The sequence below is a fragment of the Verrucosispora sp. ts21 genome (assembly GCF_002879555.1).
Classification (GTDB): domain Bacteria; phylum Actinomycetota; class Actinomycetes; order Mycobacteriales; family Micromonosporaceae; genus Micromonospora; species Micromonospora gifhornensis.
In genome coordinates this window covers 1-17,019 of the sequence record NZ_PNOZ01000105.1, presented here as the reverse complement: position 1 = coordinate 17,019, position 17,019 = coordinate 1, and the positions used below count along the sequence as shown (strand labels likewise).

The 17,019-nt window shown below is 72.0% G+C and carries 17 protein-coding genes; 10 read left to right on the top strand and 7 right to left on the bottom strand.

Annotated elements, in window-relative coordinates; genetic code table 11:
- A partial coding sequence (locus tag C1A38_RS28090; protein ID WP_233197069.1) for a tetratricopeptide repeat protein occupies positions 1-1,663 on the bottom strand: 1,663 nt, incomplete at its 3' end.
- A 193-nt stretch (positions 1,664-1,856) separates the two neighbouring features.
- Between C1A38_RS28090 and C1A38_RS28085 the strand changes: the two genes are divergently transcribed.
- Both C1A38_RS28085 and C1A38_RS28080 read left to right on the top strand, forming a co-directional pair.
- The gene (locus C1A38_RS28085) at positions 1,857-2,888 is read left to right on the top strand and encodes an SIS domain-containing protein (protein ID WP_102660712.1); all 1,032 of its coding nucleotides are present in this window, start codon (positions 1,857-1,859) and stop codon (positions 2,886-2,888) included.
- Between the two features lie 25 nt (positions 2,889-2,913).
- A complete protein-coding gene (locus tag C1A38_RS28080; RefSeq protein ID WP_102660711.1) occupies positions 2,914-4,452 on the top strand; it encodes a sensor histidine kinase in 1,539 nt (512 codons plus the stop codon).
- On the opposite strand, the gene C1A38_RS28075 is transcribed toward C1A38_RS28080, so the two are convergent.
- On the bottom strand, positions 4,442-5,836 hold the full coding sequence (locus tag C1A38_RS28075; RefSeq protein ID WP_102660715.1) for a glycosyltransferase family 39 protein: 1,395 nt from the start codon (positions 5,834-5,836) through the stop codon (positions 4,442-4,444). The two genes, C1A38_RS28080 and C1A38_RS28075, sit on opposite strands and share 11 nt — an antisense overlap.
- 443 nt (positions 5,837-6,279) lie before the next feature.
- Here C1A38_RS28075 and C1A38_RS28070 point away from each other — a divergent pair, with 443 nt between their 5' ends.
- The 4 genes from C1A38_RS28070 to C1A38_RS28060 are packed head-to-tail and all read left to right on the top strand — an operon-like array spanning position 6,280 to position 9,752.
- A complete protein-coding gene (locus tag C1A38_RS28070; protein WP_102660710.1) occupies positions 6,280-7,992 on the top strand; it encodes a nitrite/sulfite reductase in 1,713 nt (570 codons plus the stop codon).
- Between the two features lie 13 nt (positions 7,993-8,005).
- Positions 8,006-8,167 carry a hypothetical protein gene (locus tag C1A38_RS31480; protein ID WP_199180354.1) on the top strand — a complete coding sequence of 54 codons (162 nt, stop codon included), beginning with the start codon at positions 8,006-8,008 and terminating at the stop codon, positions 8,165-8,167.
- Positions 8,164-8,925: a phosphoadenylyl-sulfate reductase gene (locus C1A38_RS28065; protein WP_102660709.1), complete on the top strand. Its 762-nt coding sequence runs from the start codon at positions 8,164-8,166 to the stop codon at positions 8,923-8,925. Before C1A38_RS31480 ends, C1A38_RS28065 begins: the two co-directional genes overlap by 4 nt.
- A 53-nt stretch (positions 8,926-8,978) precedes the next feature.
- Positions 8,979-9,752 carry a sirohydrochlorin chelatase gene (locus C1A38_RS28060; protein ID WP_233197071.1) on the top strand — a complete coding sequence of 258 codons (774 nt, stop codon included), beginning with the start codon at positions 8,979-8,981 and terminating at the stop codon, positions 9,750-9,752.
- Between the two features lie 104 nt (positions 9,753-9,856).
- On the opposite strand, the gene C1A38_RS28055 is transcribed toward C1A38_RS28060, so the two are convergent.
- Together C1A38_RS28055 and C1A38_RS28050 are read right to left on the bottom strand one after the other, a co-directional pair.
- Complete coding sequence (locus C1A38_RS28055; protein ID WP_007072794.1) at positions 9,857-10,114, bottom strand: WhiB family transcriptional regulator; 258 nt, start codon at positions 10,112-10,114, stop codon at positions 9,857-9,859.
- Positions 10,115-10,560: 446 nt separating this feature from the next.
- Positions 10,561-11,505: a diacylglycerol/lipid kinase family protein gene (locus C1A38_RS28050; RefSeq protein WP_102660708.1), complete on the bottom strand. Its 945-nt coding sequence runs from the start codon at positions 11,503-11,505 to the stop codon at positions 10,561-10,563.
- Positions 11,506-11,547: 42 nt separating this feature from the next.
- Between C1A38_RS28050 and C1A38_RS28045 the strand changes: the two genes are divergently transcribed.
- Positions 11,548-11,937 carry a hypothetical protein gene (locus C1A38_RS28045; RefSeq protein WP_102660707.1) on the top strand — a complete coding sequence of 130 codons (390 nt, stop codon included), beginning with the start codon at positions 11,548-11,550 and terminating at the stop codon, positions 11,935-11,937.
- 8 nt (positions 11,938-11,945) lie between these two features.
- On the opposite strand, the gene C1A38_RS28040 is transcribed toward C1A38_RS28045, so the two are convergent.
- Entirely contained in the window at positions 11,946-12,353 is a 408-nt protein-coding gene (locus C1A38_RS28040) for an ATP-binding protein (RefSeq protein ID WP_102660713.1), read from the bottom strand.
- Positions 12,354-12,650: 297 nt separating this feature from the next.
- Complete coding sequence (gene sodN, locus C1A38_RS28035) at positions 12,651-13,055, bottom strand: superoxide dismutase, Ni (RefSeq protein WP_013735721.1); 405 nt, start codon at positions 13,053-13,055, stop codon at positions 12,651-12,653.
- Positions 13,056-13,124: 69 nt separating this feature from the next.
- On the opposite strand from sodN, the gene C1A38_RS28030 reads away from it, so the two are divergent.
- From C1A38_RS28030 to C1A38_RS28020, 3 genes are all read left to right on the top strand, one after another.
- A complete protein-coding gene (locus C1A38_RS28030) occupies positions 13,125-13,472 on the top strand; it encodes a S24/S26 family peptidase (protein ID WP_102660706.1) in 348 nt (115 codons plus the stop codon).
- Between the two features lie 138 nt (positions 13,473-13,610).
- Positions 13,611-14,789: an NAD(P)-dependent malic enzyme gene (locus C1A38_RS28025; protein WP_102660705.1), complete on the top strand. Its 1,179-nt coding sequence runs from the start codon at positions 13,611-13,613 to the stop codon at positions 14,787-14,789.
- A 76-nt stretch (positions 14,790-14,865) separates the two neighbouring features.
- On the top strand, positions 14,866-15,828 hold the full coding sequence (locus C1A38_RS28020; RefSeq protein WP_102660704.1) for a zinc-binding dehydrogenase: 963 nt from the start codon (positions 14,866-14,868) through the stop codon (positions 15,826-15,828).
- 154 nt (positions 15,829-15,982) lie between these two features.
- Here C1A38_RS28020 and C1A38_RS28015 read toward each other — a convergent pair whose 3' ends face one another.
- Entirely contained in the window at positions 15,983-16,981 is a 999-nt protein-coding gene (locus C1A38_RS28015; protein ID WP_102660703.1) for an alpha/beta hydrolase family protein, read from the bottom strand.
- Positions 16,982-17,019: the final 38 nt, after the last annotated feature.

Here is a 17,019-nt window from a genome sequence, read left to right as displayed (position 1 = left end):
GGGGTGGGCTGGGGAGGCGGGGGCGGAAGGGGCGGAGGAGGCGGCCGAGTAGGCCGCGGAGGGTGCTGCGGCCGGGGCGGGCGGGTGCGCCGGCCAGCATGCGGGCCAGGGTGGCGCACTCCGGGTCGAGGCCGGGGGTGGCCAGCGCCAGGTGGGCCAGGGAGACGGTCACCGGTAACGGTCCTGCCCGGTCACTTGCCGCAGCCGCGAGCCGTTCGGTGACCACCTGGGCCACGTCGGGTCGGATCGACGGGTCGACCCAGGCGGCGGTCACCAGGGCGAACAGGGCCGCTTCGGCGATCTCCGAGGCCTGGGTCAACTCCACCAGCACCTGCCGGCGGGTCGAGGAGGGCCAGGGTTCGTCGGTGCGATGGTGCAGCAGACCGAGGCAGGTCCACACCTGCACGCACCGTACCCACAGCGCGGGGTCCTGGCCGGAGAGCACCCGTCCGAGCGCGTTCTCTGGGGTCTCGGGCGGATGGGCCAGCAGTCCGAGCAGGTCGGTCAGGTCGAGGGTGGCCAGGGCCACCGCCGTGTCGTACGCGGCCGGTGGGTGCGGCCAGGCCAGGTGCGCCAGTTGGCGCAGCCGACGGGTCGCTTCCGCCGAGGGGGGCGGGGTGCCCGGACGTCCCGTCGACGGTTCGGCGCTGGTGAGGGGCAGGGGTTGGGGGCGTACCGTCGGCGGGGTCAGTTGCCCCAGCCACGGGCGGCCACGGCAGCACTCGGCCAGATCGGCGTGCTCGTGCGAGTCGTCCGGGTTGTCGCGGATGTAGTCGGCCAGCGCGACCAGGTGACGGACGTCGCCGTCGCGCTGGAACCGCAGCCGGTGGGCGGTGTGCACCGCGCAGTCGAAGGACGGGTTGCGCGCCAGGGCCCGCTCGATCCAGCTCAGCGCCTCGTCCAGTCGGCCGTGATCGGCCAACGTGCCGGCGATGTCGGCGTATACCGCCAGGTCGTCCGGGTCGTGGTCGACGGCGCGGCGGAGCGCGGCGAGGCCCTCACGGGTGCGGCCGGCGCTGCGCAGCGCGTACCCGAGCCAGACCTCGCCCATCTTGGACGGTGCCGCGCGTACTCCCCGGCCGGCCCAGCGCACCGCGAGCGGCACCTCGCCCGCGCGCCGGGCCAGCGCGGACGCCGTGCCCAGCAGCAGGGCGTGCTCGGGGTGAATGGTGATCGCGTTGCGGGCGAGCGTCAGGTACGGCGTCAGGGCGGCCCGGTCGGACCGGGGTACCGGGTCCGGGGCGGCGGCGCAGACCTGCATCAGCACCCGAGCCACCTGGTCCGGGCCGATCCGCTCGGCCAACTCGGGGGAGGTGACCCAGGGCACGCCCGCCCAGTCCGTTCCGGGTGCGTGCGCGGCGGCGGCGACCAGCAGGTCGAGCCCTTCGGCCGGGTGGCCGGCCGCGGCCAGCAGGTGTGCCCGGGCGACCACCGCTCCGACGAAGGTGTGATGGTGCAGCGGGAAGAGGTCCAGGCCACCGGATCCGCCGGCCGTGGCCAACCGGGCGAGTGTCTCGTGCACCTCGGGCAGGGTCGGCGCCCGGGCGAGCGCGTTCGCGACATGGTCAGCGGCACGCGTCAGGTCACCGGCTTGCAGGGCCTCTCGGGCCAGTGCCAGTTCCTCCGTCGCCGGCAACGCCCGATCGTCCGTTCCCTCGGCCACGTCGTCCTCTCACTTGTCGGTACCGGTTGGCGGTGCGGCCGGGTCAGCGTAGGTGACGGCATCGACTTTTGGTGATTGGCTGCGCGATCCTGCTCATAAAATTGCATCTGGACGTCCAAAGGTGCAAGACTGAGCAGAAAGCGCGCGGGTATCGCGCAGGGGAGGAGTTTTCGTGACACGCCCAGGAATCGGCATGGCCGCCGACATCGACGAGCAGCCGGCGGGTTACGAGCGACTGCTCTCCGCCGAGTACGCCGCACCCATCGCCCGCGTGGCGGCAGCCATCGCCGAGCGCCGGCCCCGGCACGTGGTCTTCACCGCGCGGGGCACCTCGGACCACGCCGCGCTGTACGGCGCCTACCTGGCCGAGATCCGGCTCGGCCTGCCGGCCGGTCTCGCCTCCCCGAGCGCGATCACCCTCTTCGGCGCCCGGCCGGACCTGTCCGACGCGCTTGTCGTCGGAGTCAGCCAGAGCGGCGGCTCGCCCGACCTGACCGAGGTGCTGCGGGTCGCCCGGGAGGCGGGCGCGCTCACCCTCGCGGTGACCAACGCGCCGGACTCGCCGCTGGCGGCGACCGCCGAACTCGGCGTGGACATCGCGGCCGGGCACGAGCGGGCGGTGGCGGCCACCAAGACGTACACCGCCGAACTGCTCGCCCTGCTGCTGCTGATCGAGGGCATCCGGGCCGGCGACGGCGTGCTGCCCGAGGAGGAGCGCCGGGCCGTGGCCGAGCTGCCCGAGTTGGCCGCCCGCACGCTGGCCGACCCGACTGCCAGCCAGCTCGCGCCGCGCTACCGCTTCGCCGGGCAACTGGTCACCACCGGCCGGGGGTACGCGTACCCCACCGCGCGGGAGGCCGCGCTGAAGCTGATGGAGACCTCCTACCTGCCGGCCCTGGCCTTCTCCGGTGCCGACCTGCTGCACGGCCCGCTCGCCATGACCGACCCGGACGTGCCGGTGCTGGCCGTGGTCGGCTCGGGCCCCGGTGGTCAGTCGATGGGCGAGGTGCTGCCCCGACTGGGCGAGCGGCGGGCCGACGTGGTCGTGGTCGGCTCCGCCGAGGTCGCCGGCGCCACCCGGATCGCGGTGCCCGACGTCGGCGAGCGGTACGCCCCGTTGCTGGACATCCTGCCGCTGCAACGGTTGGCCCTGGCCCTGGCGCTGGCCCGGGGTGAGGATCCGGACGCGCCACGAGGGTTGAAGAAGGTCACCGCGACGATGTGACCGCTCGCATGGCACGCTGGTCGGCGTGTCCACGCTGCGCGACCTCGCCGAAGAGCACACCCGTCTGCGCCCGGCCGACATCGACCACCTGCACCGGATAGCGGGTGACTGGCAACTGCTGTCCGACCTGTCCTTCGCCGACCTGCTGCTCTGGGTGCCGGTGGACGGGGAGGGCACCTTCCTCTGCGTCGCCCAGGTCCGCCCGACGACCGCACCCACCGCCTATCAGGACGACCAGGTGGGGCGGATCGTCGGCGGGCCGGAGGTGGCGCACCTGGAGGTCGCCTACGGTCAGGGGCGGATCTGGCGGGAGGGCGACCCGGTCTGGTACGGCGACGTGCCCGCCCGGCACGAGGCGATCCCGGTCCGGCTGCGGGCCGCCGACGGTGAGTCCGGCGAGGTGATCGCCGTGGTGGGCCGCGACACCAACCTCTCCACCGCGCGTACCCCCAGCCAGCTGGAGCTGAACTACCTGACCACCGCCGACGACCTGGCCCAGATGATCGCCGACGGCACCTTCCCGCCGCCCCGGCATCCCGGCGAGACCACCTCGGCGCCACGGGTCGGCGACGGACTGGTCCGGCTGGACGCCGGCGGCAAGGTCACCTACGCCAGCCCGAACGCGCAGTCGGCGTACCGGCGGTTGGGCTACGCCTCCCATCTGGTGGGCGAGGATCTCGCGGCGCTGAACCGCCGGCTGGCAAGCGATCCGCTGGAGGGCACGGAGGCGGCCAACGGCATCCTCGCCGCGCTGCGCGGCGAGGCACCACCCCGGCGGGAGATCGACGCCCGCGGCGCGACCATGCTGACCCGGGCCCTGCCGCTGATGCCCGCGGGAGTGCCGATCGGCGCGCTGGTCCTGGTCCGCGACATCACCGAGGTACGCCGCCGCGACCGGGCGTTGATCACCAAGGACGCGACCATCCGGGAGATCCATCACCGGGTGAAGAACAACCTGCAGACCGTCGCGGCCCTGCTGCGCCTGCAGGCCCGTCGGGTCGGCATGCCCGAGGCCAGGGTCGCGCTCGAGGAGTCGGTACGCCGGGTGGCGTCGATCGCCCTGGTGCACGAGACCCTCTCCATGTCCAGCGACGAGGCGGTCGAGTTCGACGGGATCGTGGACCGGGTGGCCAGCGCGGCGACCGAGGTGGCGGCGACCGAGGTGTCGGTCGGCATGCGGCGCGAGGGCAGTTTCGGCGTACTCCCCGCCGAGATCGCCACGTCACTGGTGATGGTCCTCAACGAACTGCTGCTCAACGCCGTCGAGCACGGTTTTCCGTCGGCCGACGAGGGTGGGCCGGAGCCGGTGCCGCAGGAACCACTGGCGCCGCCGCAGGTCGTGGTCACCGCGCACCGGCTGCGCAAGACGCTGCACGTCACGGTCGCCGACAACGGTCGGGGACTGCCGGCCGGGTTCGACTCCGAGGGGGGCGCCAAGCTCGGACTGCAGATCGTCCGGGCGCTTGTCACCGGCGAACTCCGCGGCAGCATCGAGTTGCGTCCCGGTGCCGAGGGCGGCACCGAGGCCGTCCTCACGCTCCCCCTGGCCCGGGCTAGCGGGTGAGCAACGCGACGGTGAGGCCGGGGCGGGGCCAGATCCGCTCGACGCTGTAGGCGGCGCGCAGCGCGTCGCCCTTGGCACCGGGGACGGTGTCCAGCGGTCCGTCGCCCCGGCCGGCGACGACCAGCCAGACCCGGCGTACGTCGGCCAGGCAGTCGGCGGGGCGGTCGCACTCGGCGGCCCACAGGTCGCCCCGGTGCTGCTGCCCCTCGGCCAGCAGCGCGTCGCGAGGTGTCTGTTCGTGCAGGTGGTAGCGCACGCCGAGGTCGAGGAAGAGCCAACTGTCGCGGGGGTGGTAGACCACCGCGTCGCCGGCACGCTGGCCGGCGGCGATGATCTGTGCCGCGCCGTGGTAGTCGACGGTGGCGGTACGCGGCCACTCGTGCGTACGACGTAGCGCGACGTGGTCCGGCAGGCCGAGCAGGCCGGCCAGGCTCACCACGACGAGCGCGACCCGCAGCCGCGCCGAGGCCAACGCGGCACCGGCCAGCAGACAGCCGAACGGCACCACGAAGATCAGGTAGCGGGGCACCCACAGCGGGACGACAAGTCCGGCGGCGAACAGCAGCAGCACCGGCAGCAGCAGGCAGGCCACCGGGAGCGACGCGCGTCGACCGAGTCGTCCGGCACCGAGTACCGCGAGCGCCACCAACAGGCCGCCCACCGCCGCGGTCTGCGCCAGCCCGCCGGGAAGCGCGGCCAGGTCGCCGAGCCGGGCGGTGTCCACCCAGTCGAGTTGCCGCTCCCGCTGCTCCCGGGCGCGCAGGGCCAGCGGCGTGACCAGCACCGCCGTCGGCACCAGTGCGAGCAGGAAGGGCCCGAGCGGCCCGAGCCGGCCCACCAGCCCCTGACCGGAGCGGCGCGACTCCGGCCGGTGGGTGAAGACCACGACGGCGTGCGCGACGACAAGCGTCAACGCGATCAGGTGGGTCAGCCCGAGGGCGGCCGTCGCGACGGCGTACGCCACCCACCGACCCCGGCCGGGTCGGCGCAGGGCGTCGACCAGCAGCAGCGTGCTCAACACGGCGAGGGCGGAGGCCAGGGCGTACGGCCGGGCCTCCTGCCCGTACCGGGCGGTGGCGGGCAGCACCGCGAAGAGCAGACCGGAGAGGATGCCGACGCGAGTGTTCCACAGCCGTTGACCGAGTACGGCGGTCAGGCCGGCGGCCGCCGTCATCGCCAACGCGGACGGCAGCCGTAGCGCGGCCACCGTGTCGCCCGCGACCAGCAGCCAGTAGTGCATGAACAGGTAGTACGGCCCGGTCGCGGCGTCGATGGTGCCGGCGAGGCGGAGCAGGCCGGCCACTCCGCGGGTGGCGGCGCTCCAGGTCGCCAGCTCGTCCCGCCACGGCTGGGCGGCGTCCAGCCCGACCAGTGTGACGATCATGGTGAGGGCCGACGGCACCAGCCACACCGGCAGCGCACGCAGCCGCCACCCGGTGAGCCGTACGCCCGTCCCGGCGGTCGGAATCGACCTACCGGACAAATCACCCATGACGTGAGCCTGCCACACGGTCGAGCCCGCCGATGGCGGCAGCGATCGCCCGTGATGTGGGATCTCGCACGCACTCATTGGCTGGCCTGTCGGCGGTGTGGCAGCATGAGCCTCATGACTGCCGCCGTGGTACGCCGTCTCGTGGCTCGCCGCCACGTTGACTACGGCCGCGTGCGCAGCGCCATCTGTCCGGCCCACTGACGACGCCCGACCATTCTGCCTCGGGTACGCAGCGCGCCGGCCGCCCAAGACACCGTTGTCCACGGCCCCACCGGGAGCCGGTCGCTACGTCCGCGTACCCAGACGAGGCACCGCAGACAACGGAGGACGCCGCGATGGCGGTCAGCGACATTCCGGCCCGCACGGGGAATCTATCGGCGCGCCCGCCCCGGGCACCGCGCCGTGCCCGCGGTGAGGGTCAGTGGGCACTCGGGCACCGCGAGCCGCTCAACCCCAACGAGCGGATCAAGAAGGACGACGACCCGCTGAACGTGCGGGACCGCATCGAGAACATCTACGCCCATCGTGGCTTCGCCTCCATCGACCCGCAGGATCTGCGTGGCCGCTTCCGCTGGTGGGGTCTCTACACTCAGCGTAAGGCAGGAATCGACGGTGGTCGTACCGCCGTGTTGGAACCGCACGAGCTGGAAGACGAATACTTCATGCTCAGGGTGCGGGTCGACGGCGGCCAACTCGACCTGGCGCAGCTGCGGACGATCGCCGAGATCTCCCGGGAGTTCGCCCGGGACACCGCCGACATCACCGACCGGCAGAACATCCAGTACCACTGGATCCGGGTCGAGGACATGCCGGAGATCTGGCGGCGGTTGGAGTCGGTAGGCCTCCAGACCACCGAGGCGTGCGGTGACTGCCCCCGCATCGTGCTCGGCAGCCCGGTCGCCGGGGTGGCCGAGACGGAACTGGTCGACCCGACCCCCGCGATCGACGAGATCGTCGCGCGGTACGTGGGCGACAAGCAGTACTCCAACCTGCCGCGCAAGTTCAAGTCGTCGATCTCCTGGCTGGTGGACACCCCGTACGAGGCCAACGACATCGCCTTCCTCGGCGTCGATCACCCCGAGCACGGCCCCGGCTTCGACGTGTGGGTCGGCGGTGGGCTGTCCACCAACCCGATGCTGGCCCAACGGCTCGGCGTGTGGGTGCCGCTGGGCGAGGTGCCGGACGTCTGGGCCGGCGTGGTCGGCATCTTCCGCGACTACGGCTACCGCCGGCTGCGCCACCGTGCCCGGCTGAAGTTCCTCGTCGCCGACTGGGGCGTGACGAAGTTCCGCGAGGTGCTGGAGAAGGAGTACCTGGGCCGGACGCTGCTCGACGGGCCCGCCCCCGAACTGCCGGACAAGCCGGTCGACCACATCGGTGTGCACCGGCAGCGGGACGGCCGCAACTACGTCGGTGCCGCCCCGGTGGTCGGTCGGGTCTCCGGTACCCAGCTCGCCCAACTGGCCGACGTGGTGCAGGCGCACGGCAGTGACCGGGTGCGGCTGACGCCGTACCAGAAGCTGCTGGTGCTCGACGTGCCGCCGGAGCGGACGGAGTCCCTGGTCGCGGGCCTGCGGGAGATCGGGCTGGAGGCCCGACCCTCGGCCTGGCGGCGCGGCACCATGGCCTGCACCGGCATCGAGTACTGCAAGCTGGCCATCGTCGAGACCAAGGCGCGCGGCGAGGAGCTGGTGGCCCGGCTGGAGCAGCAGCTGCGCGACTTCGACGCGGACATCTCCATCCACATCAACGGCTGCCCGAACGCCTGCGCCCGCACCCAGGTCGCCGACATCGGCCTCAAGGGGCAGTTGGTCACCGGGCCGGACGGCCGCCAGGTCGAGGGCTTCCAGGTGCACCTGGGCGGCGGGCTGGGCATGGCCGAGGGACAGACCGCCGGCTTCGGCCGCAAGCTGCGCGGATTGAAGACGACCGCCGACGAGCTTCCCGAGTACGTCGAGCGGCTGGCCCGGCGCTATCTGGCGGGCCGCACCGAGGGCGAGACCTTCGCCAACTGGGTGATCAGGGTCGACGAGGAGCAACTGCGATGAGCGAGGTGACGCGATGAGCAGCGAGACCCGTGCCGCACCGTTGTACTGCCCGTACTGCGGTGAGGAGGACCTGCGACCGAGCGAGACCGGGCACGGCGCCTGGGAGTGCCACGCCTGCGCCCGGGTCTTCACCGTCCGGTTCACCGGCCTGCTCTCCCGGGCGGTGCAGCGATGAGCGCGTTGGTTTCCGCCGCCAGCCTGGGGCTGGTCGGCACCGCACCCACTGCGACCGGCGCGGGGCAACGCAGCCCCGAGCAACTGCGGGAGCTGGCCGAACGTGCCGGACGGGAGTTGGAGGGCGCGCCCGCGCTGGAGATCGCCCGGTGGGCCGCGGAGACCTTCGGCGACCGGTTCTGCGTGACCAGTTCGATGGCCGACGCGGTGCTGGCCCACCTGGTGTCCCGGGTGGCACCGGGGGTGGACGTGGTCTTCCTGGACACCGGTCTGCACTTCCCGGAGACCCTCGCCGTCCGGGACGCGGTCGCCCGCAAGCTGCCGGTCAACGTCCGCTCCATCCGGCCCCGGCTCACCGTCGGCCAGCAGGACGGCGAGTACGGGCCACGACTGTTCAACAAGTCGCCGGACGAGTGCTGCCAGCTGCGCAAGGTGGAACCGCTGGAGCGGGCGCTGGCCGGGTACGACGCCTGGGCCGCCGGGCTGCGGCGGGACGAGTCGCCGACCCGGGCCAACACGCCGGTGGTGACCTTCGACGCCCGTCGGGGCAAGGTCAAGGTCAACCCGATCGCAGCCTGGAGCCAGGCGGACGTCGACGCGTACATCGCCCGGTGGAACGTGCCGGTCAACGAGCTGTTCCGGCGCGGCTACGGCTCCATCGGCTGCTGGCCGTGCACCCGGCGGACGAAGGCCGGCGAGGATGCGCGTGCCGGCCGCTGGGCGATGTTCGAGAAGACCGAGTGCGGGCTGCACCTCTGACCGACGAGGCACCATCCGCCGATCCGGCCCGGTCCGGCGACCGGGCCGGTGGCGTGGCCGCGTCCGACCACCGGACCGACGAGCCGGTGGTCCTGGTCGCTCACGGCAGTCGTGATCCTCGGGCGGCCGAGGCGATCAGGGGCCTGGCCCGGGCGGTCGCGGTCGCCCGGCCGGGGCAGCAGGTGCTCGCGAGCTGGCTCGACCACACCGAGCCCGATCCGACCACGGTCCTGCGTGATCTGGCTGCCGCCGGGCACTCCCGGGTGATCCTGGTGCCGCTGCTGCTCACTGCCGCGTACCACAGGCGGGTGGACATCCCGGCTGCGGTGGCCGCCGCGCACGAGTCCGGTACGCCGATCCGGGTGGGCATCACCGAGGTGCTCGGCCCGGTGGGTGACGAGGTGGACCCAGCACTGCTGGCCGCGTTGCGACACCGGCTGGCCGAGGCGGATCCGGGCCGGTTCGACGCGCTGGTGCTGGCTGCGGCCGGCACCAGGGATCCGGCGGCGCGGGCATCCGTGGGTCGGGTGGCCCGGGCCCTCGGCGCGATGCTCGGCATGCCGACCCGTGTCTCGTACGCCTCTGCGGCACCCCCGGCCGTCGACGTGGCGGTGCGGCGGCTGCGGGCCGCAGGCGCGCGAAGGGTGGCCGTGGCCGCGTACTTCCTGGCCCCCGGGCTGTTTCACGACGCCGTGACGACCGCCGCCCGAGCCGCCGGTGCCGTCGCGGTGGCGGCCCCTCTGAGCACCGCCCCGGACCTGGTGAACCTCATCCTGCACCGTCTCTCCCACGCCTTTGTTGATCGTGAGATTGGTGGCAGTCGCTGATCTGTGAGCTGCCGCTGAACCTGGGCATGGGGTGGGGGAGAGCAGGGAACAGCAGGACGCCCCGGCGGGCTTGGGGCCGGCCGGGGCGTCCTGGGTGTGGTCGGTCAGGCGGAGTGAGCGCGCAGCACCCGGAGGCCACCGCGCCGCTTGACAGCGCGCCGCTCCTCCTCGCTCATCCCGCCCCAGACGCCAGCGTCCTGACCGGACTCCAGCGCCCACTGCAGGCACTGGTCGGTCACGGAGCAGCGCCGGCAGACGGCCTTGGCCTGCTCGACCTGCAGGAGAGCCGGACCGGACGTCCCGATCGGGAAGAACAGCTCCGGGTCCTCGTCGCGGCAGACAGCATGGTGACGCCAGTCCATGGCGGCAACACTCCTCATTCTGGGTGGGTGGCAGATGTTGCTGTTGGTGCTTTTCTTATATGCATCCGCAATGTCGATGGTGACGGTTTGCAACCATCAATTCGGCAATGCGTGAGCAGGCTTGCTAGCTCCGGGACCTGCTGGAACGACTCAACTTGTTGAGTGTGTCCAAGGCGCGTCCCGGTAACTCAAGTTCGCTTGTGAATACTTTCACGAACTTACGCAATGTCAAGGGTGGCGCTCGGAAAAACTCCGCGCGGTGAGCAAGCCCACAACCCTTTTGTCCGGGTAATGGATCACTCCAGGCACCCGGGTTTACCACAGTCGAGAATCAATATAGTACAGTCCGCCGGACAATGCTGACATTTCCGGCATCATCCGGGGTGTCGCGGTCGTCACGCGCTGGGGGGCGCCGCGGCCAACTTGTACCCGGTGGGACCGGAGACCTAACAGATTACTCTGAGTGCGGCGGGAACGGAGGTGAATCTGACTTTTTCCCGCTCGCCAAGATAGTCCCCGTCGAGCTGGAACGCCTGCGGACGGCTCGCGACCAGCGTGAACTCCGCTACGTCATGGCGTCGTACAACTTGGCGACCGTGCGGATTGGGCGTGGCGGAGAGGAATTGCCTCACGGTGCGTGTTGTGCTGGCGACGCCAAGCTGACGAAGGGCCAGCACGTCCAACCCGAGATCGAACGACGCCTCCGGGTTCGGGTTGGCCTCCCGATCCCCGACGAACGTCCAGGGGGCGGTGTTCTGCACGATGATGCTCGCCAGGTCACCCTCTGTCGTCTCACCCGGCTGCTCCAGCCGGATCGCCGGGTGTCGCCGTTCGGCACCGAGCAGGAACTGTGCGGTGAAGGCGCGGAAGTAGAGCCCCGGCGAGGGGACGCGGCCACGGCGACGGGCCTCCTCCACGCGGTGGATGACCGCAGCGTCAAGCCCGAGCCCCGCGCAGAACGTGAAGTAGCGGTCGTCGGCGCGGCCGAGGCCGATCGTGCGACGTCGACCCAGCCGCAGCCCTTCCATGATCATGCTGGCGCCCTCGGCCCACTCCTTGGGTAGGCCCAGCGCCCGGGCGAAGACGTTCGTCGAGCCGCCCGGCACGGTCGCCAGCGCGGGCAGCCGCTCGGCGGTGGGTGGCTGCCCGGCGACGCTGGTCGCCGTCATCAGCCCGTTGACCACCTCGTTGACCGTCCCGTCGCCACCGAGTGTGACCACGACGTCGACGCCCTCCACCGCGGCCTCTCTGGCCAGATTGGTGGCATGGCCACGCCGGCGGGTGTACCGCACGGAGAGGTCGACTTCGCTGCGCAGCGCCCGGACCAGTACGTCCCGCGCGCGCTCGCTGGTGGTGGTGGCCTTCGGATTGACCAGCAGGACGGCCCGCATGGGCCGCACTGTACCGCGCGACGGCACGGGTATCGTGACCGCGTGACCATCGACTCCAACCCGACCCCCGTCACGCTCCGTTGGGCGGTCCGGCTGCTACGTGTCGAGGCGGTCGCCGTCGGGCTGGTCGCCGCGTGGCTGATCGTGGCCGACCTCACGGCCAGTACCACCGACCTGACGTCGGCGCTGTTGGTCACGGCCTTCGCCATCGGTGCCGCGGTCGCGCTCTGGGCGTTGGGAAACGCGCTGGTGCGCCATCGGGCCGGCGCCCGTGCTCCCGCCATCGTGCTTCAGCTGATGCTGCTGCCGATCGGCTGGTTCATGATCCAAGGTGGGCTGGGCTGGCTCGGGGTGCCGCTGATCGCGCTCGGGCTCGGCGTCACCTGGCTGCTGGTGAGCCCGCCCACGACCCGTGCCCTCGGATTCGAGTGAACCGGCCGTCACCAGCCTGACGCGCGGCGGGTGAGCAACGAGATGGTGGCGCGGCCGTCGGTCGCGGTCGCCGACGCCGACGTGGTGAGCGCGGTGAGCACCTTCCACGCGAACGAGGACTCGGCCGGGAGCCGGGCGTCCCGCACGGTGGGCACGGTCACCTCGACGGTCAGCGCGTCCTCGGTGACCGCGAAGCGGCAGTCGAGTTCGGCCCCCCGGGGCGCGATCGCCAGCAGCATGGCGCACGCCTCGTCGACGGCGATGCGCAGATCCTCGATCTCGTCGAGCGCGAAGTGCAGGCGGGCCGCCAGGCCGGCGGTAGCGGTGCGGAGCACGCCGAGGTACCCGCCGTCGGCGGGCACGGTGAGGTGCACGATGTCGTCGTCGGTCGTCGGTTGGCCGGTCAGTTGAGTCACCACTCATCCCCCCGGTCGGGGACTCTACCCGCTGAGTCGGTCATCCGGTCGACTCGCATCGCTGTTGCCGACCGGCGGGCACCGAGATCAGCGGTCACGCACCTGGTCGCGGCGGCCGCACGCGCCGTCAACGGCGGCATACACCCGGTGCCGAAACGACGGAACCGGGCGACACGGCAACGCACTCCCGGTGCCGGAGCGACGGAATCCGGGCGGCGCGGCGGGGTGTGCCCTGCGCCGGGACGACGACGGCCGGCCCGCCCCGGAAGGGGTGGACCGGCCGTCGAGGGCGAGCACTCAGGCCTGCTTGGTCTCCCAGAAGATCTTGGAGATCTCGTCGATCTTCTGGAGCAGTTCGTCGGCCTTGGCCGGGTCGGTGGCACCCTTGGCGCCGGCGGCCCCGGCCAGCTTGGTGGCCTCGTTGAACAGCTGGTGCAGGTGAGGGTACTTCTCGAAGTGCGGCGGCTTGAAGTAGTCGGTCCACAGCACCCAGAGGTGGTGCTTGACCAGGTCAGCCCGCTGCTCCTTGATCAGGATGGCGCGGGTCCGGAACTCCGGGTCGGTGTTGGCCTGGTACTTCTCACAGATCATTTTCACCGACTCGGCCTCGATCCGAGCCTGGGCGGGGTCATAGACACCGCAGGGCAGGTCGCAGTGCGCGCTGGCGGTCAAGCGAGGCGCGAGGATGCGGGCAAGTCGCATCAGGATCCTCCATAGGACGTTTGCGATGATCCAAGACGACATTACTCCTGGACGAGGTCCCCGAGAGCGGTGGAGGTAAAACCGGTGTCCGTGCTGCGGTTGCGATGGCCACTGTCGCCCGTACTCGTGACCGGTCCCTCCATGTCGCCGACGCTGCGTCACGGCGACGCGGTGCTGGTCCGCCGCGGTGGTCGGGAGATCCGCCCCGGCGACGTGGTGATCGCCGTCTTCCGCAGCCGACCTGACCTGCTGGTGGTCAAGCGCGCGGTCCGTCCGACCGACGGCGGATGGTGGTTGCACGGCGACAACGACCTGGTCACCGACGACTCCCGGGCGTACGGGGTCGCCGACGTGCTCGGCCGGGTGGTGGCCCGGTACTGGCCCCGCCCCGGGCGGGTACCGCCTCGACCGTTATGACCCTGCCCACATACTGGGCCACTCGACCCCACTATGCTCGGAAGCGCCCGGGTGACCCCCCGCACCACGTGCCGCCGCTCGTCGCCTCACCGTGTGCCCCGACCGGCTGGCCTCTGCTCGACAGACCCTGGAGTCACCATGCCTACGTCCACCGTGGACCCTGCTGATCCCGTCTTCCAACTGCACCGGGGCGGCAAGATGGCCGTCGTCTCGACCGTCCCGCTGACCAGCCGTGACGACCTCTCCCTCGCGTACACCCCGGGCGTGGCCCGGGTCTGTGAGGCCATCGCCGCGGAACCGGCGCTCGCCCACGACTACACCTGGGCGTCGAACACCGTCGCGGTCGTCACCGACGGCACGGCCGTACTCGGCCTCGGCGACATCGGCCCGCGCGCCGCGCTGCCGGTGATGGAGGGCAAGGCCGTGCTGTTCAAGCAGTTCGGCGGGGTCGACGCGGTACCGGTCTGCCTGGACACGCAGGACGTCGACGAGATCGTGGCGGTGGTCAAGGCGCTCGCGCCCTCGTTCGGCGGGATCAACCTGGAGGACATCAGCGCCCCCCGCTGCTTCGAGGTGGAACGCCGACTCGACGAGGCGCTGGACATCCCCGTCTTCCACGACGACCAGCACGGGACCGCGATCGTCGTGCTGGCCGCGCTGCGTAACGCGGCCACGCTGCTCGACCGCAAGCTCGGCGACCTGCGGGTGGCGGTCAGTGGGGCCGGCGCGGCCGGGGTGGCGGTGACCAAGATGCTGGTGGCCGGGGGAGTGGACCCCGACCAGGTGGTGGTCTGCGACTCCAAGGGGATCATCTCCGCGTACCGCACCGGGCTGACCGGCACCAAGGCGGAGTTGGCCGAGCTGACGAACGCCGACGGGCGGCAGGGCGATATCGCCGAGGCGCTGCGCGACGCCGACGTGCTGATCGGCGTCTCCGGCGGGCAGATCCCCGAGCACGCGGTGGCCGCGATGGCACCCGGGGGAATCGTCTTCGCGCTGGCCAACCCCACCCCGGAGGTACACCCCGAGGTGGCCGCGCGGCACGTCGCGGTGGTCGCCACCGGCCGCAGCGACTTCCCGAACCAGATCAACAACGTGCTGGCCTTCCCGGGTGTGTTCCGGGGTGCGCTGTCGGCACGGGCCACCCGGATCACCGACGCGATGAAGGTCGCCGCGGCCGACGCCATCGCCTCGGTGGTGGCCGAGTCACTGACCCCGGAGGCGATCGTGCCCTCTCCGCTGGACCCGCGCGTCGCCCCCGCCGTCGCCGAGGCGGTCGCCGAAGCCGCCCGTCGCGACGGCGTCGCCCGCGCCTGAGGTGTAAGGAAGGGGCCCTTCTTAACGCCTCGTGCATAGGAAGGGCCCCTTCTTAACGGGCGCTCAGCTTGTTACCGTGCGGATCATGCGTGCCGCCTTCGCCTCCCGATTCGACGACGCCGACCCGCTCGCCGCGCTCACCGTCGGTGAGCAGCCCGAGCCGAGCCTGCCCGACGACAGCTGGGTGACCCTGCGCGTCACGGCCAGCTCGCTCAACCACCACGACCTGTGGTCGTTGCGCGGCGTCGGGTTGCGCGCCGAACAGCTACCGATGATCCTCGGCTGCGACGCGGTGGGCATCGACCCGGATGGCAACGAGATGGTCGTGTACCCGATCGTGCCGACCCCCGGTGACCCGCGCGGCATCTCCATCCTCTCCGAGCACTTCCCGGGCACCCTCGCCGAGCGGGTGGCCGTACCCCGGTCGAATCTGCTGCCGCTGCCGGCGGGGCTGGCGGCGACCGACGCGGCGTGCCTGCCGACGGCCTGGCTGACCGCGTGGCGGATGCTCACCACCAAGGGCCGCGTCGACGAGGCCGAGGCCGTGCTGGTCCAGGGCGCCGGGGGCGGCGTGGCCACCGCGGCGGTCGCGCTCGCCGCCGCGATGGGCAAACGGGTGTACGCGACCAGCCGCGACGCGGCCAAACGGGAGCGGATCGCCGAGCTGGGTGCGACGGCCTTCGAGCCGGGGGCGCGACTGCCCGAACGGGTCGACGTGGTGGTGGAAACCGTCGGGGCGGCCACCTTCGACCACTCGCTCAAGTCCGCCGCCCCCGGGGCTCGGATCGTCGTTTGCGGCGCGACCGCCGGCCACGAGCCGAAGGTCAACCTGCGCCGGGTCTTCGCCATGCAGCTGGAGATCCTGGGCACCTCCATGGGCACCCCCGCCGACCTGGCCGACCTGCTCGCCTTCTGCGCCGAGCGGAACGTGTGGCCGGTGGTGGACAGCGTGGTGCCGTTCAGCCGGGTCGCCGACGCCTTCGCCCGCCTGCACTCCGGAGAGGTGTTCGGCAAAATCGTCATCGACCACGGAGCGTGACTCCGACTGGTGCGTCCTGGCGTCCTGGCGTTCCGGTGCGTGCCGGCGTGCCCGTGCGTGCCGGTGTGCTGGAGTGTCGGTCTGGTGGCCTGCTGGTGCGGGCCGGTGTGCTGCTGTGCGGTGTTCGGTGGTCAGGCGGGGGTCCGCCCTCCGGTCACAGGTGGTTGTCGAGGGTGGCGACGTCGTCGCGGGCGGCGGCTCTGGCGATGCGCTCCTTCGCGTCGGCGTCGCCGTAGAGCGTCCAGCGCAGGAACTCGGTGGTGGTGTCGGCGACGACCCGTAGCGAGGTGCTGTTGCCCAGCAGGGCACGACCGTGGTCGCCGTTGGGCAGGCTCAGCATCGCCTTCGGCCAGGGCACCTTGTCGTACACCGCCTTGCCCGCCGCGTACTCGACCACCTCGTCCGCCTCACCGTGCACGAACAGCTGCGGTGCCGCCGCACCCGCGAAGGCGGTGCCGACCCCCAGCGCGGTGCCGGCGAAGACGATCCCGGCGGCCAGCCGCTCGTCCCGCCTGGTGGTGAACAGCCCGATCGTGGTCACCCCGCCCGCGGAATGCCCCGCGGCAGCCACCCGGTCGGTGGCCAACCGGCCGCGCAGCACGTCGCCGTCGCGGGTGTCCAGGGCGAGCACCTGGCTCAGCGCGTACGACACATCGGCCGGCTGGTTGAGCACGTCGAGCACGTTGGGCTGGCCCGACCCGGAGGTGTGCGGGAACATCGGCGCGGCCACCACGAAACCGGCCGCCGCCCAACGGGTCAGCAGCGCCTGGTAGTCCTTGGGCTGACCGCCCAGCCCGTGGCTGAACATGATCACCGGGAACCGCCCGTCGGCCGCCCGAGCCGACTCCGTCGGCTTCCCACCCGCCCGGCCCGCCGCCGGGTACCAGACGGTGATCGGAAGCGGCCGGTCGCCGTCCCGGTTGCGCTTCAGCTGTCGTACGCCGACCGCGAAGCTGTCAGCCGGCGCGTTACCGGCAGGAATCGCCGGAGCCGACGCGCTGGCCGAGGGCGCTGCCGTGGCCGTCGGCGTGTCCGTGGCACTCGTGGCTGTCGTGCCTGCCCGCGGGGCCGACTCGGGATCAGCGGAGCACCCCACCACCCCAGCCGCAACCAGTGCACCCACAAGCAGAACCGAAACCCCACGACGCACCATGCCCCCGATTCTGCCTCCCCTCCCACCCCCACCCTCTC

What these genes read in the sequence shown, in the direction of transcription:
- C1A38_RS28015 (WP_102660703.1), bottom strand. Translation starts at nt 16,981, where the DNA reads ATGGTGCGTCGTGGGGTTTCGGTTCTGCTTGTGGGTGCACTGGTTGCG.
- C1A38_RS28055 (WP_007072794.1), bottom strand. Translation starts at nt 10,114, where the DNA reads ATGGACTGGCGTCACCATGCTGTCTGCCGCGACGAGGACCCGGAGCTG.
- C1A38_RS28085 (WP_102660712.1), top strand. Translation starts at nt 1,857, where the DNA reads ATGGCCGCCGACATCGACGAGCAGCCGGCGGGTTACGAGCGACTGCTC.
- C1A38_RS28065 (WP_102660709.1), top strand. Translation starts at nt 8,164, where the DNA reads ATGAGCGCGTTGGTTTCCGCCGCCAGCCTGGGGCTGGTCGGCACCGCA.
- C1A38_RS28025 (WP_102660705.1), top strand. Translation starts at nt 13,611, where the DNA reads ATGCCTACGTCCACCGTGGACCCTGCTGATCCCGTCTTCCAACTGCAC.
- C1A38_RS28050 (WP_102660708.1), bottom strand. Translation starts at nt 11,505, where the DNA reads ATGCGGGCCGTCCTGCTGGTCAATCCGAAGGCCACCACCACCAGCGAG.
- C1A38_RS28070 (WP_102660710.1), top strand. Translation starts at nt 6,280, where the DNA reads ATGGCGGTCAGCGACATTCCGGCCCGCACGGGGAATCTATCGGCGCGC.
- C1A38_RS31480 (WP_199180354.1), top strand. Translation starts at nt 8,006, where the DNA reads ATGAGCAGCGAGACCCGTGCCGCACCGTTGTACTGCCCGTACTGCGGT.
- C1A38_RS28075 (WP_102660715.1), bottom strand. Translation starts at nt 5,836, where the DNA reads ATGATCGTCACACTGGTCGGGCTGGACGCCGCCCAGCCGTGGCGGGAC.
- sodN (WP_013735721.1), bottom strand. Translation starts at nt 13,055, where the DNA reads ATGCGACTTGCCCGCATCCTCGCGCCTCGCTTGACCGCCAGCGCGCAC.